Source organism: Streptomyces sp. NPDC050315 (assembly GCF_040655775.1).
Classification (GTDB): Bacteria; Actinomycetota; Actinomycetes; order Streptomycetales; family Streptomycetaceae; genus Streptomyces.
Map to the genome: position 1 here is coordinate 121,612 of NZ_JBFAKN010000002.1, position 13,584 is coordinate 135,195.

Annotated in this window: 12 protein-coding genes; 1 reads left to right on the forward strand and 11 read right to left on the reverse strand. The window is 71.0% G+C overall.

The window, feature by feature from the left end; translation table 11 throughout:
- Position 1: 1 nt before the first annotated feature.
- The 8 genes from AB0I82_RS07615 to AB0I82_RS07650 form a co-directional block, all read right to left on the reverse strand.
- Positions 2-1,204, reverse strand: a complete 1,203-nt coding sequence (locus AB0I82_RS07615) for a phosphoglycerate kinase (RefSeq protein ID WP_363256219.1) — start codon at positions 1,202-1,204, stop codon at positions 2-4.
- 102 nt (positions 1,205-1,306) lie between these two features.
- Entirely contained in the window at positions 1,307-2,311 is a 1,005-nt protein-coding gene (gene gap / locus AB0I82_RS07620; RefSeq protein ID WP_363256220.1) for a type I glyceraldehyde-3-phosphate dehydrogenase, read from the reverse strand.
- 247 nt (positions 2,312-2,558) lie between these two features.
- Positions 2,559-3,548 carry a DNA-binding protein WhiA gene (whiA, locus tag AB0I82_RS07625; protein ID WP_030264446.1) on the reverse strand — a complete coding sequence of 330 codons (990 nt, stop codon included), beginning with the start codon at positions 3,546-3,548 and terminating at the stop codon, positions 2,559-2,561.
- Positions 3,539-4,597, reverse strand: a complete 1,059-nt coding sequence (gene yvcK, locus AB0I82_RS07630) for a uridine diphosphate-N-acetylglucosamine-binding protein YvcK (RefSeq protein ID WP_363256221.1) — start codon at positions 4,595-4,597, stop codon at positions 3,539-3,541. Before yvcK ends, whiA begins: the two co-directional genes overlap by 10 nt.
- Positions 4,594-5,481 carry an RNase adapter RapZ gene (rapZ, locus tag AB0I82_RS07635; protein WP_030264439.1) on the reverse strand — a complete coding sequence of 296 codons (888 nt, stop codon included), beginning with the start codon at positions 5,479-5,481 and terminating at the stop codon, positions 4,594-4,596. The genes yvcK and rapZ overlap by 4 nt, the downstream gene beginning before the upstream one ends.
- A 59-nt stretch (positions 5,482-5,540) precedes the next feature.
- The gene (uvrC, locus tag AB0I82_RS07640) at positions 5,541-7,610 is read right to left on the reverse strand and encodes an excinuclease ABC subunit UvrC (RefSeq protein ID WP_363256222.1); all 2,070 of its coding nucleotides are present in this window, start codon (positions 7,608-7,610) and stop codon (positions 5,541-5,543) included.
- Between the two features lie 187 nt (positions 7,611-7,797).
- Entirely contained in the window at positions 7,798-8,637 is an 840-nt protein-coding gene (locus AB0I82_RS07645; RefSeq protein WP_363256223.1) for a hypothetical protein, read from the reverse strand.
- Between the two features lie 4 nt (positions 8,638-8,641).
- Entirely contained in the window at positions 8,642-9,259 is a 618-nt protein-coding gene (locus AB0I82_RS07650; protein WP_363256224.1) for a papain-like cysteine protease family protein, read from the reverse strand.
- 238 nt (positions 9,260-9,497) lie between these two features.
- Between AB0I82_RS07650 and AB0I82_RS07655 the strand changes: the two genes are divergently transcribed.
- On the forward strand, positions 9,498-10,436 hold the full coding sequence (locus tag AB0I82_RS07655) for a hypothetical protein (RefSeq protein WP_363256225.1): 939 nt from the start codon (positions 9,498-9,500) through the stop codon (positions 10,434-10,436).
- A 46-nt stretch (positions 10,437-10,482) separates the two neighbouring features.
- Here AB0I82_RS07655 and AB0I82_RS07660 read toward each other — a convergent pair whose 3' ends face one another.
- The 3 genes from AB0I82_RS07660 to AB0I82_RS07670 are packed head-to-tail and all read right to left on the reverse strand — an operon-like array spanning position 10,483 to position 13,378.
- A complete protein-coding gene (locus AB0I82_RS07660) occupies positions 10,483-10,899 on the reverse strand; it encodes a Rieske (2Fe-2S) protein (protein WP_363256226.1) in 417 nt (138 codons plus the stop codon).
- Between the two features lie 17 nt (positions 10,900-10,916).
- Positions 10,917-12,359 (reverse strand): sugar porter family MFS transporter, encoded by a 1,443-nt coding sequence (locus tag AB0I82_RS07665; protein ID WP_363256228.1) that lies wholly within the window; start codon positions 12,357-12,359, stop codon positions 10,917-10,919.
- 5 nt (positions 12,360-12,364) lie between these two features.
- Positions 12,365-13,378 (reverse strand): zinc-dependent alcohol dehydrogenase family protein, encoded by a 1,014-nt coding sequence (locus AB0I82_RS07670; RefSeq protein WP_363256229.1) that lies wholly within the window; start codon positions 13,376-13,378, stop codon positions 12,365-12,367.
- Positions 13,379-13,584 lie beyond the last annotated feature (206 nt).

Consider the following 13,584-nt stretch of genomic DNA (forward strand, 5'->3'; position numbering starts at 1 on the left):
TTCAGTCCTCCAGAGCGGCGAGGCCGGGGAGCGTCTTGCCTTCGAGGTATTCGAGGCTGGCGCCGCCACCGGTCGAGATGTGGCCGAAAGCATTCTCGTCGAAACCGAGCAGGCGTACGGCAGCGGCCGAGTCGCCGCCGCCGACGACGGTGAAGGCTTCCGAGTCGAGCAGGCCCTGCGCGACGGCCTTGGTGCCGTTCGCGTAGTCCGGGTGCTCGAAGACACCCATCGGACCGTTCCAGAAGATGGTGGCCGCGTCCTTGAGCTTGGCGGCGTACAGCTCCCGGGTCTTCGGGCCGATGTCCAGGCCCTCCTGGTCGGCCGGGATCGCGTCCGCGGCGACCGTACCGGGGTTCGCCGGGGCCTTGGTCTTCAGGTCGGGGAAGTCGGCCGAGACCATGACGTCGACGGGCAGGACGAACTCCACGCCCTTCTTCTCGGCGCGCGCCAGGTACTCCAGGACGGCCGGGACCTGGTCCTCCTGCAGCAGCGACTTGCCGACCTCGTGGCCCTTGGCCTTGAGGAAGGTGTACGCCATGCCGCCGCCGATCAGGATGCGGTCGGCCTTCTCCAGGAGGTGGTCGATGACGCCGAGCTTGTCGGAGACCTTGGCGCCGCCGAGCACGACTGCGTACGGGCGCTTGACGTCCTCGGTGAGCTTCTTCAGGACCGTGACCTCGGCGGCGATCAGGTCGCCGGCGGCGTGCGGGAGGCGGGCCGGCAGGTCGTACACCGAGGCGTGCTTGCGGTGCACGGCGCCGAAGCCGTCGCCGACGTACAGGTCGGCCAGCTGCGCCAGCTGGTCCGCGAACGCGCCGCGCTCGGCGTCGTCCTTGCTGGTCTCGCCCGCGTTGAAGCGGAGGTTCTCCAGGACGGCCACCTGGCCGTCGGCGAGGCCCGCCACGGTCGCCCGCGCGGACTCGCCGACCGTGTCGGTGGCGAACGCGACGTCCTGGCCGAGCAGTTCGCCCAGCCGCTCGGCCGCGGGGGCGAGCGAGAAGGCCGGGTCCGGGGCGCCCTTGGGGCGGCCCAGGTGCGAGGCGACGACCACGCGGGCGCCCGCGGCGGCGAGCTTGGCGATGGTCGGCTGCACGGCGCGGATGCGGCCGTCGTCGGTGATGGTGGTGCCGTCCAGCGGCACGTTCAGGTCGGCGCGGACGAAGACCCGCTTCCCCGCTACCTGAAGGTCGTCGATCGTCTTCATGGTGACTCCGTGGCTCCGTTCGGAAAGTCAGTCATGGGACGGGGCCCGTACGACGCGTCATCACGTCGTACGAGCCCCGTCCTCACCGGTTCACTGATCTTGTCAGAGCTGGCCGCCGACGAAGACGGTCAGGTCGACCAGGCGGTTCGAGTAGCCCCACTCGTTGTCGTACCAGCCGACGACCTTGACCTGCTTGCCCTGGGCCATGGTGAGGCCGGAGTCGAAGGTGCAGGAGGCCGGGGTGTTCACGATGTCCGAGGAGACGATCGGGTCCTCGGTGAACTCCAGGTAGCCCTTGAGCTGACCCTCGGCGGCCTTCTGGAAGGCGGCGTTGATCTCGTCGGCGGTGACCTCGCGGTCCAGCTCCAGGACGAGGTCGGTGACCGAGCCGGTGGGCACGGGCACGCGCATCGCGATGCCGTCCAGCTTGCCCTTGAGCTGCGGGAGGACCAGCGCGGTGGCCTTGGCGGCACCGGTGGAGGTCGGGATGATGTTCTCCGCGGCGGCGCGGGCGCGGCGCAGGTCCTTGTGCGGGAAGTCCAGGATGCGCTGGTCGTTGGTGTACGCGTGGACCGTGGTCATCATGCCCTTGACGATGCCGAAGTTCTCGTCGAGAACCTTGGCCATCGGCGCCACACAGTTGGTGGTGCAGGAGGCGTTCGAGATGACGTCGTGCTTGTCGGCCTCGTACTTGTCCTGGTTGACACCCATCACGATGGTGATGTCCTCGTCCTTGGCCGGAGCCGAGATGAGGACCTTCTTCGCGCCACCGGCGAGGTGCTTGGCGGCGTCCTCGCGCTTGGTGAAGATGCCGGTCGACTCGATCACGATGTCGACGCCCAGCTCGCCCCACGGGATGTCGGCGGGGTTGCGCTCGGAGAGCACCTTGATGGTGCGCTCGCCGACGGTGATGGTGTCGGCGGTGTGCGACACGTCCTGCTTCAGACGACCCAGGATGGTGTCGTACTTGAGCAGGTGGGCGGTGGTCGCGGTGTCACCCAGGTCGTTGACAGCCACGATCTCGATGTCCGCACCCTGCTCAAGCAGCGCGCGGAAGTAGTTGCGACCGATGCGGCCAAAGCCGTTGATGCCTACGCGGATCGTCACGAAACCGATCTCCTCGTTGGTACGGCGGTTTGTGCACCGCCGAGCTGTATGGGATGTCCCCGACCGCCTCCGACCCTACCCCCTGTACGAGACGTACGTGACATTGACATGGGGCTCTCCATCTGCTCAAGTGAGCGCCCTTGAGCCCCTCTGACGCCCTTGCGTAAACGGCCCCTCATCAGTACGCACGCGCCCCCGGCACCCAGTGCGGGTGCCGGGGGCGCGTACTGACAAGTAGCGATCCGGTTCAGCCGACCATGCCCTCCGCGAGGTCGTCGGCGAGGTTGGATTCCGTACCCGGAATGCCGAGGTCCTGTGCGCGCTTGTCGGCCATCGCGAGGAGTCGGCGGATGCGGCCCGCGACCGCGTCCTTCGTCAGCGGCGGGTCGGCGAGCGCGCCGAGCTCCTCCAGGGACGCCTGCTTGTGCTCCATGCGCAGCCGGCCGGCCGCCGCGAGGTGCTCCGGCACCTCCTCGCCGAGGATCTCCAGCGCGCGCTGCACACGGGCCCCCGCGGCGACCGCGGCCCGCGCCGAGCGGCGGAGGTTGGCGTCGTCGAAGTTCGCGAGGCGGTTGGCCGTGGCCCGCACCTCGCGGCGCATTCTGCGCTCCTCCCAGGCCAGCACCGACTCATGAGCGCCGAGTCGCGTCAACAGCGCGCCGATCGCGTCACCGTCACGGACCACCACCCGGTCCACGCCGCGCACCTCGCGGGCCTTGGCCGCGATGCCGAGCCGGCGGGCCGCGCCGACCAGCGCGAGCGCCGCCTCGGGGCCCGGGCAGGTCACCTCCAGGGAGGAGGAGCGGCCGGGCTCGGTGAGCGAGCCGTGCGCCAGGAACGCGCCGCGCCAGGCGGCCTCCGCGTCACAGGTGGCCCCCGAGACCACCTGCGGGGGCAGGCCCCGGATGGGGCGGCCGCGGCCGTCGACCAGGCCGGTCTGGCGCGCGAGCTGATCGCCGCCCGCCACGACACGGACGACGTACCGGCTGCCGCGCCGCAGTCCGCCGGGCGCCATCACCACCAGGTCCGAGGAGTGCCCGAAGATCTCCAGGATGTCCTTGCGGAGCCGCCGGGCCGCGATGCCCGTGTCCAGCTCCGCCTCGATCACGATGCGCCCGCTGACCAGGTGCAACCCGCCGGCGAACCGCAGGATCGACGAGACCTCCGACTTCCGGCAGCAGGTCCGGGTGACGGGGAGCCGGGAGATTTCATCCTTCACCGCTGCCGTCATCGCCATGGGCCGATCCTTCCATGCATCCGAAAAATACGGTCGTACGCGGCAGCCAGCAGCTCCGGATCGTGCCGGGCGGAACCGCCACCGGGTTTCCCCTGGTGAGCGCTGCCTTGCGCGGCCACAGCCGCCAGCTCGACCGCGCTGCCGAACAGCTCCTTGGCCGCTCCGGTCAGAGACTCCCGGTCGGGCACGGCGTCCTGATCGGCCAGCACCACGTCGAAGGCGAGTTTAGGGGCGTGTCGGGCCAAAACCTCCAAATGACGCTGCGGGGAAAACCCGTCCGTCTCCCCCGGCTGGGGTGCGAGGTTCAACGAGAGAACCTTACGGGCCTTGGTCTCCTCCAGCGCCTCGCGCAGCTGCGGCACCAGGAGATGCGGGATCACGGAGGAGAACCAGGAGCCGGGGCCGAGCACCACCCAGTCGGCGTCCCGGACCGCCTCGACGGCCTCCGGGACGGCCGGCGGGGCCTCCGGGACGACGTGCACGGACTGCACCTCGCCCCGGGTGAGCGCGACCGTGGCCTGGCCGCGGACGGTGGAGACCTCGTCCGGGCGGTCCTCGTGATGGCCCTTGACCAGGGCCTGCAGCTCCAGCGGTACGGCGGACATCGGGAGCACCCGGCCGTGCGCGCCCAGCAGCTTGCCGACCAGGTCCAGCGCCTGGACGTGATCGCCCAGCTGTTCCCACAGGGCGACGATCAGGAGATTGCCCACCGCGTGGTCGTGCAGCTCGCCGCCGCTGATGAAACGGTGCTGGATAACCCGGGCCCAGGTCTGGCCCCAGTCGTCGTCACCGCACAGCGCCGCCAGGGCCTTGCGCAGATCGCCCGGCGGCAGCACGCCCAGCTCGTCGCGGAGCCGGCCGCTGGAGCCGCCGTCGTCGGCGACGGTGACCACGGCGGTCAGATCGCGCGTGATGCGGCGCAGCGCGGCGAGCGAGGCGGACAGGCCCATGCCACCGCCGAGGGCGACGACCTTCGGGGTCGCGCCCTTCTGCGTGCTGCCCCGTACGAGCCGGCTCACGCGGCGCATCCGGGGCGTACGGCTGGTCACTCGCGCCCCATGTCCCGGTGGACGACGACCGTCTCGACTCCTTCGGAGACCAGCCGGCGGGCGAGCTTCTCCGACATGGCGACGCTGCGGTGCTTGCCGCCCGTGCAGCCGACCGCGATCGTCACGTACCGCTTGCCCTCGCGGCGGTACCCCTCGGCGACGATGCGCAGCAGCTCGGCGTAGCCGTCCAGGAACTCCTTGGACCCGGGCTGGCTGAAGACGTAGTTCGACACCTCTTCGTTCAGGCCCGTGTACGGCCGCAGCTCCGGGACCCAGTGCGGGTTCGGGATGAAGCGGCAGTCCACCACGAGGTCGGCGTCGACCGGCAGGCCGTACTTGAAGCCGAAGGACATCACCGTCGCGCGCAGCTCCGGGACCTCCTCGCCGGCGAACTGGGCGTCCATCTTGGCGCGCAGCTCGTGGACGTTCAGGCTGGAGGTGTCGATCACCAGGTCGGCGTCGCCGCGCAGCTCGCGCAGCAGGTCGCGCTCGGCGGCGATGCCGTCGACGATGCGGCCGTCGCCCTGCAGCGGATGCGGGCGGCGGACCGACTCGAAGCGGCGGACCAGCGCCTCGTCGGAGGACTCCAGGAAGACGATCCGGCGCTTGACCTGCGCGGCGTCCAGCGCGGCCAGGGACTCCTTGAGGTTGTCGAAGAAGCGCCGGCCGCGGACGTCGACGACCACCGCGATACGGGCGACATTGCCCTGCGAGCGGGCGCCGAGGTCGACCATCGGAGGAATGAGCTCGGGCGGGATGTTGTCGACCACGAACCAGCCGAGGTCCTCCAGGCACTTCGCGGCCGTGCTCCGCCCCGCGCCCGACATCCCGGAGATGATCACCAACTCGGGGATCGCGGGGCTGCGGTCCTGGTCGTCACGGATCGGCTCCGCACTCGCCTGCGCGCCGTCTCTGCCGGTCTGCTGCTCGGGGCTGCTGTCGCTCATCGTTCCTGTCCCTGTTCCGAAGGCAACGCGGCCTGCGGTGCCTCCTCATCATCAATGATCTCTCCGGTGGCGGTGTTGACCGCCGGGGCGGCCGGAGCGGCCTGGGCCAGGGTCGCCGCGACGGTCTCGGCGGTCTTGCGCCCGACGCCGGGCACCTCGCAGATCTCCTCGATCGTGGCCCCCTTGAGTTTCTTCAGGGAACCGAAGTGCTTCAGGAGGGCCTGGCGGCGACTCTCGCCGAGCCCCGGCACCGTGTCCAGAGGGCTTGCCGTGAGCCGCTTGCCCCGCTTGTTGCGCTGGTAGGCGATGGCGAAGCGGTGTGCCTCGTCACGGACGCGCTGCAGGATGTACAGGCCCTCGCTCGTCCGGGGCAGCACGACCGGGTCCTCCTCACCGGGGACCCAGACCTCCTCCAGGCGCTTGGCCAGTCCGCAGACCGCGACGTCCTCGATGCCCAGCTCCTCCAGGGCCCGCTGCGCCGCGGCGACCTGCGGCCGGCCGCCGTCCACGACGACCAGCTGCGGCGGGTACGCGAACCGCTTCGGGCGGCCCTCCTCGTCCTTCGGGCCCGGCGCGGCCCCGGAGAGGTCCGCGGGGCCCGGCACGCCCCCGGAGACCAGGTCCGCGGCGTCCGGCCCGGTCTCCTCCTCCCACTCGCCGGTCTTCTGCTTCTCCGCGAGGTACCGCTTGAAGCGGCGGGAGATCACTTCGTGCATCGACCGGACGTCGTCCTGGCCCGCGAAGCTCTTGATCTGGAAGCGTCTGTACTCGCTCTTCCGCGCCAGCCCGTCCTCGAAGACGACCATCGACGCCACCACGTCGTCGCCCTGCAGATGCGAAATGTCGAAGCACTCGATGCGCAGCGGCACCGAGTCCAGCTCCAACGCCTCGGCGATCTCCTCCAGCGCCCGGGAGCGGGTGGTCAGGTCCGAGGCGCGCTTGGTCTTGTGCAGGGCCAGCGCCTGCTGGGCATTGCGCTGGACCGTGGCCATCAGGTCCTTCTTGTCGCCGCGCTGCGGGATGCGCAGCGAGACGTTCGACCCGCGGCGCTCCGCCAGCCACTGCTGGATCGGCTCGACGGGGTCGGGCAGCGCCGGTACCAGGACCTCCTTGGGCACGGCGTCGCCGCGCTCCTCGCCGTACAGCTGCTGCAGGGCGTGCTCCACGAGGGCCGCGGTGTCGACGTTCTCGACCTTGTCGGTGACCCAGCCGCGCTGGCCGCGCACCCGGCCGCCGCGCACGTGGAAGATCTGGACGGCGGCTTCCAGCTCGTCCTCGGCGAGCGCGATGAGGTCGGCGTCGGTGGCGTCGGCGAGCACCACGGCGCTCTTCTCCATGGCCCGCTTCAGCGCCTCTATGTCGTCACGCAGCCGGGCGGCCCGCTCGTACTCCATCTCCTCGGCGGCCTCCGTCATCAGCCGCTCCAGGCGGCGGATGTACGCGCCCGTGCGCCCGGCCATGAAGTCGCAGAACTCCTCGGCCAGTTCGCGGTGCTCCTCGGCCGAGACCCGCTCGACGCAGGGGGCCGAGCACTTGCCGATGTACCCGAGGAGGCAGGGGCGGCCGATCTGGGCCGACCGCTTGAAGACGCCCGCGGAGCACGTCCGTACGGGGAAGACCCGCAGCATCAGGTCGACGGTCTCGCGGATCGCCCAGGCATGGCCGTACGGACCGAAGTACCGCACGCCCTTCTTCTTGGCGCCGCGCATGACCTGGACCCGCGGGAACTCCTCGTTGAGCGTGACGGCCAGATACGGATAGCTCTTGTCGTCGCGGTACTTGACGTTGAACCGCGGGTCGAACTCCTTGATCCAGGTGTACTCCAGCTGGAGCGCCTCGACCTCGGTGGAGACGACGGTCCACTCCACGGACGCGGCGGTGGTGACCATCGTGCGCGTGCGCGGGTGGAGATTCGCCAGGTCCTGGAAGTAGCTCGACAGGCGCTGACGCAGGCTCTTGGCCTTGCCTACGTAGATCACCCGCCGGTGCTCGTCACGGAACTTATAGACCCCCGGCGAGTCGGGGATCTGTCCCGGCTTGGGTCGATAGCTGCTGGGGTCTGCCATGTCCGCCACCCTACTGGTGACCACTGACAACCCGGCGCCGGTCCGCGCTGCCGGCCCGCGAGCGTTGGCCCGAGCTCTCGCCCCCCGCCCCCACCCCCGCTCTCCCCCCTAAGGGGGGAGGAGAGCTGGGGGCGGGGGAGGGTAAGGGGGTGGGGGAGGGTAAGGGGGTGGGGGAGGCAGCCTCGACTCAGCGCCGCCGCAGCTTGCGCCCCATGACCGTGCCGCCGAGTGCCAGCGCGGCGAGGGTGCCGAGCGCGGTCAGCACGGCGACCAGCGGACCGCTGTCGTCCGGGGCCGCGGCGGCCGAGACCGGCTCCGGCGCGTCCTTCCGTACGGCGGGCCCGGACGCCGCACGCTCCCCGTAACCGCCCGCCTCGCCCCGCCGGTCGTAAGCCGAGCCGGGCAGCTTGTCCCCGTACGCCGCGTGCACCCGCTTCTGATACGCGGCGACGGTGGCCCCGGACGCGCCGACCGCCCGCTTCGCGTCCGCGTCCAGCGGCAGCACGCGGTCGCCGCGCTGGACGTACCAGGCGTCGATCTGCGGCTCGCGGAAGAGCGTGCCGCCCGTCGCCTCCGCCTTCGCCGCGTACGCCGTCTCGTCGGCGCCGGTGGCGATGTTCACCACCTTCCAGGTGTCCGCGCCCGCCGTCCGTACGGTCCACACCGACGCCTCCTGGCCGTCCACGGAGACGGCCTTACTGGCGAGGAAGTCCAGCTTCGCGACCGGGGCGCCGGAGCGGCCCCGTACGAAGTCCGGCGACAGCCCGTATACGGGCACGGTAGCGCCCTCGATGCGCGGCGCCGCGGCCTTCACGCCCACCTTGCCGTCGCGGGCGAAGAAGCGGGCGAGGGTCTTGAGGGTGCCGGGGGCGCTCGCCGCTTCGTGGGCGGCGGCCACGCTCGCCGCGGCCGGCGCCCTGGGCGGCGCGGGGGTGTCGGCGGCCGACGCGGCCTGCGGGGCGAGGGCGGCGAGCGCGGTGGTCAGCGCCGCGGTGAGGGCGCCCCGCTGCATGTTCCGGTACGTCATCGCCTCAGGCTCCGATCCGGTAGAGGGAGTGCGTCCAGGAGAACTCGCTGCCGTTGACGTAGTACCGGTAATCGCCCCAGTTGTAGCGGTGGTTGTCGGGCCAGGGGTCGCCCCAGTACACCCAGTTGTTCGCGGTGTCGAAGCCGTACAGGACGTGCATGTGGCCGCCCCCGGAGGACCACTGGATGCGGGTCTCCACGGGCCTGTTGGCGTTGATCTCGCTCTGTACGGTGCTGTAGTTGAGGTAGCCGCTGACGTAGCTGCCGGGGTTGATGCCGGCCCAGTCCAGGCCGTTCTGCACATCGCCGAGCGTGGCCTGGTTGTTGGGGCAGGTGGTGCCCTGCTGACGCCCGAAGGAGGCGTTGCAGAACTGGTTCTGGCTGTAGTTGCGGCCGAACCAGGTGGCGATGGTGTTGCCGGAGGCCGCCCAGCACCAGTTGCTGTACTGCTGGGCCTGCATGGTGATGTTCAGCTTCTTGCTCGCGAGCGCGGTGTCGGGGGCGGCCGTCGCCGTCGCGGCGGGGATGCCGGTGAGGACGGCGGCGACGGCCGCGATCAGGGGCCAGCTGCGGCGCGTGGCACGGGGAGGGGACTGGCGTGTGCGGCGGGACGTTCGGTGCATGGCGGTCCTCCCGAGGGGGGTGGGAAGAGGGAGAGGAACGCATCCGGATGATGCTGAGGAGCATCGGGTGTTGTCCGGGGCAGGTCAACACGCTTCAATGCGGGGTGACGCAGGGGTGTGGACGGACGGGCCCTGATGTGAACGTCCCCTGCCCGGCGATCTGCGAGGAACGGACCGCGCCGGCGGGATGTGTTGACTCCGGTTGTGAACGTTCACCCCGCGCACCGGAGGGTTGGCAATGGCACAGGACACCGCCGCATCGGCCGGGCTGGCGCAGGTGCTGCGCACCGGCCCGTTCCACCTGGCGCTGCGCGCTGCGCTGGCCGAACGCGGCCTCGCCCTGCACCGCGTGCAGTACAAGCTCGCGCAGCGCGGCATCAAGGTCGGCGTCACCAGCCTCAGTTACTGGCAGCAGGGCGCCCGCCGCCCGCAGCGCCCCGAGTCGCTGCGCGCGGTGACCGCGCTGGAAGAGGTACTGGAGCTGCCGGCCGGCGCGCTCACCAGGCTGCTGGAGTCGCAGACCCCGGTGTACCCGGACATCGAGCGCCCTACGGGCCGTTCGTACCGCACCCTGACCGAGGACTCCGACGTCGTACGGAAGCTCCTCGCCGACCTGGGCGCCCCTACGGACGGCGGGCTGCACACCGTGGGGCAGTCCGAGCGGGTCCTCATAGGGGCCCGCCGCGAGCTGCTGGACCGCGAGTCGCAGCAGGTGGTGCGCGCGCACCGGGACGGCGTCGACCGGTACCTCGCCATCCACTGCGGCGACGAGGGCGCCGACCCGGCGCGGATGACGGTCAGGGCGACGGAGAACTGCCGGCTGGGCCGCGTGCGGCACGTCCCCGAAGCGCCGCTGCTGGTCGCCGAGCTGCTCTTCGACACCCGGCTGCGGGCCGGCGACACGTACGTCTTCTCCTACGGGTTCCGCGATGGCACCGCGGGCGAGAGCAGCGAGTACTTCCGCGGCTTCCCCTTCCCCGGCGGGCAGTACGTCCTTCAGGTGCGCTTCGACGAGGCGGCGCTTCCTGTGCGCTGCGGCCGCTTCGCCCAGGCGTCGACGACCGCGCCGCGCACCGCCCGCCAGGAGCTGACGCTGAGCGGGCAGCACCGCGCCGTCCACCTGGTGGACCAGTCGGTACGGCCCGGACTGCTCGGGATCGAGTGGGACTGGGGGTGATGCGGCGCTGCCCTTCGGGGCGTGCGGACGAGGGCCCCCGAAGGGCTCAGCCCGCGATCAGCTTGCCGCCCTTGACCTTGACCGGGACCTCCTCCAGCGGCACGGTCGCCGGTCCCTGCACGGGCTTCCCCGTGGCCACGTCGAACCGGCTGCCGTGCAGCGGGCAGGTCGCCACTTCTTTGTCGAGCTTGTTCAGGACCGAGCCCGCATGCGTGCACACCGAGCTGAAGCACTTGAACTCGCCCTTGGCGGGCTGCGAGACGACCAGCTTCTGCTCGGGGTAGAGCTTGGCGCCGCCCACCGGTACCGCGTCGGCCGCGCCCAGCTCCGTCTCCTGGGTGGGCGCCTTCGGGACCGAGCCCGACCCCGAGCCGTCCGTGGAGCACGCGGCGGCGCCGACGCACGCGATCCCCGCGAGCGCGGCCCCTCGCAGCACGGTACGGCGGTGGAGGGGCTCGCTCATGGTCTTTACTCCTGCTCTCAGGGGGTGGCGCTGCCCGACGATACCGGGGCGGAATCCGCGGCCCCGACCGGGTCCGCGGTACCCCGGAGCAGGTCCTGTTCGATCTCCTCCAGGCTGCGCCCCTTCGTCTCCGGGAGCAGCTTCCGCACGAACACGAAGGCGAGGAAGGTCATCACCGCAAAGAAGAGGAAGTTGGCGCCTGCCCCGAAGGTGTCCAGGAGCGAGGGGAACGCCAGCGCGACCGCCATGTTGAACAGCCAGTTGAAGATCACGCACAGACCGACCGCCGCCGCGCGCAGCCGCATCGGGAACAGCTCGGGCAGCATCACCCACTGCACCGGCCCCCAGGAGACGGCGAACGACGCGATGTAGAGCCCGATCCCGAGGAGCGTGAGGGTGGACAGCAGCGCGCCGTACCCCAGCCCGCTCAGGTTGGTGACGGCCAGCACCACCATCGCCACGCACATGCCCAGCGCGCCCCACAGGAGCAGCGGCTTGCGCCCCTTGCGGTCGATCAGCCGCATGGCGGGCAGCGTCATCAGCATGTTCAGCGCGCCGACCCCCATGGTGGCGATGATCGCGCCGCTGTCCCCGAAGCCGACGTTGGTCAGCAGCCGGGGCGCGTAGTAGATGATCGTGTTGATGCCGACGAAGTTCTGGAAGAACACCAGCAGCATCCCGACCACGAAGACCGGCCGCAGCTTCGGCGACAGCAGATGCCGGAAGGTCAGGTCCTCGGTCTGCTCGCGCTCGGTCCGTACGGTCTCCTCGATCTCGGCCAGTTCGGCGCGGGCCGCCTCGCCCTCGCCGCGCAGTTGGAACAGCACCCGCCGCGCCTCGTCGCCGCGCCCCTTGCCGACCAGCCAGCGCGGGCTCTCCGGCTGCGTGATGATGCCGACCGCCAGCACCGCGGCCGGGACCACGCCGAGCCCGATCATCCAGCGCCAGGCGCCGGAGTCGTGGAAGAGGTAGTCGGTGACGTACGCGAGGAAGATGCCGACCGTGACCAGCAGCTGCATCAGCGAGGCCAGCCCGCCGCGCACATGCTTGGGTGCGAGCTCGGTCAGGTACAGCGGGACGACGACGGACGCGATGCCGACGCCGATGCCGAGGACGAAGCGGAAGACGATCAGCGCCCACACGTCCATGGAGAGCGCCGCGCCGAGCGTGCCGAGGATGAAGACCCCGGAGGCGGCGAGGATCAGCCGGCGGCGGCCCCAGGAGTCCGACAGCCGCCCGGACAGGCCGGCGCCCAGCATCGCGCCGACCAGCAGCCCGGAGACGACCATGCCCTCCAGTAGCGGGCTCATCGGGATGTCCCGCTTGATGTAGAGCAGCGCGCCGGAGATGACGCCCGTGTCGTAGCCCCAGAGGATGCCGCCGAGGGCGCCGAAGACCCAGATCAGCGCGTTCTTGAAGCGCGCGGCACCGGCGGGCGCGGGCGCGGTGCTCGTGGACATGCCCGTCATGCCTTCCTCACCTGGTTCGGCGCGATGTGGATCTTGCGGCCGGTACCGGCCTTGAAGCGCCCGACGGCCTCGTCGAAGTCCTCCAGCCCGAAGACGTCGCTGACCAGCGGGTCCAGGTCGAGCCCGGAGGCGAGTACGTCGATGGCGGGCTGGAAGCTGTTGTGCACGGCCATCGACCCGATGATGTCGATCTCGCTGTTGTAGACGAGGTACGGCGAGAACGCGGCCTTACGGGCCGGGTCGCTCACCCCGAACTGCAGGAACGTGCCGCCCTTGCGGACCCTGCCGAGCCCGTCCTCGATGGCGGGGATCGCGCCGGTCGCGTCCACGACCACCTCGAAGCCCGGTCCCTTGCCCCGCGCGAGCTTGTCCGCGCTGGTCACGGCCGCGTCCAGGCCGAACGACTCGGCGAACTCCAGCCGCTCCTCGTTCAGGTCCACCACCGATACGGAGGCGGCGCCCGCGGTCCGTACAAGCGCGGCCATCATCAGGCCCATCGTGCCCGCGCCGTAGATCAGGTAGTGCTCGCCGGGGCGGCGCGGCAGCCGGTTCAGCCCGTGCACCGCGCAGGACAGCGGCTCTATCAGCCCGGCCGCGGCCTCGGAGAACGACTCGGGGAGCACATAACAGCAGCGGGCCGGCACGGCGACCCGCTCGGCGAAGCCGCCGGCCTGCGTGACGCCGATCGCGCGGTAGTCCTCGCAGAGGTTGCCGCGGCCGATCCGGCAGTAATGACAGGCGCCGCACGGCATGTTGGGGTCCACGGCGACCCGGTCGCCGACGTTCGGCGCGGCGACGCCCTCGCCCACCGCGATCACCTCGCCCGTCAGCTCGTGCCCGGGGATCACCGGGTACGTCACGGGCGGCAGCTCGCCGCCGAGGATGTGCATGTCCGTCCCGCACAGCCCGCACGAGGAGACGCTGACGACGACCTCGCCGGGTTCCGGCCGGGGATCCGGCACGTCGGCCGGGGCGGCTCGGCCCGGCTCGGTGACCACGACAGCGCGCATACGGCGCCTCCACTTCGTTGTGTCGGTCTGCTGCTGGTGCCGCGTGTGCGGCTCGGTGCCGCGTAGTACGGCTCGGTGCCGCGTCCCTCGGCGGCTCGGTGCCGCGTTCTGCGGCGGCTCGGTGGCGGCACGCTAGCTCGCGCGTAAACGCTTACGCAAGCGTTTACGTCGTGCTTCCGATGCGTTACGGTTTCCCCACGATCAGC

Bases quoted from the DNA above. Each gene is read 5' to 3' on its own strand.
- AB0I82_RS07665 (WP_363256228.1), bottom strand. From the start codon at position 12,359: ATGTCCACGAGCACCGCGCCCGCGCCCGCCGGTGCCGCGCGCTTCAAG.
- AB0I82_RS07645 (WP_363256223.1), bottom strand. From the start codon at position 8,637: ATGACGTACCGGAACATGCAGCGGGGCGCCCTCACCGCGGCGCTGACC.
- AB0I82_RS07670 (WP_363256229.1), bottom strand. From the start codon at position 13,378: ATGCGCGCTGTCGTGGTCACCGAGCCGGGCCGAGCCGCCCCGGCCGAC.
- uvrC (WP_363256222.1), bottom strand. From the start codon at position 7,610: ATGGCAGACCCCAGCAGCTATCGACCCAAGCCGGGACAGATCCCCGAC.
- AB0I82_RS07650 (WP_363256224.1), bottom strand. From the start codon at position 9,259: ATGCACCGAACGTCCCGCCGCACACGCCAGTCCCCTCCCCGTGCCACG.
- whiA (WP_030264446.1), bottom strand. From the start codon at position 3,548: ATGGCGATGACGGCAGCGGTGAAGGATGAAATCTCCCGGCTCCCCGTC.
- AB0I82_RS07655 (WP_363256225.1), top strand. From the start codon at position 9,498: ATGGCACAGGACACCGCCGCATCGGCCGGGCTGGCGCAGGTGCTGCGC.
- AB0I82_RS07615 (WP_363256219.1), bottom strand. From the start codon at position 1,204: ATGAAGACGATCGACGACCTTCAGGTAGCGGGGAAGCGGGTCTTCGTC.
- AB0I82_RS07660 (WP_363256226.1), bottom strand. From the start codon at position 10,899: ATGAGCGAGCCCCTCCACCGCCGTACCGTGCTGCGAGGGGCCGCGCTC.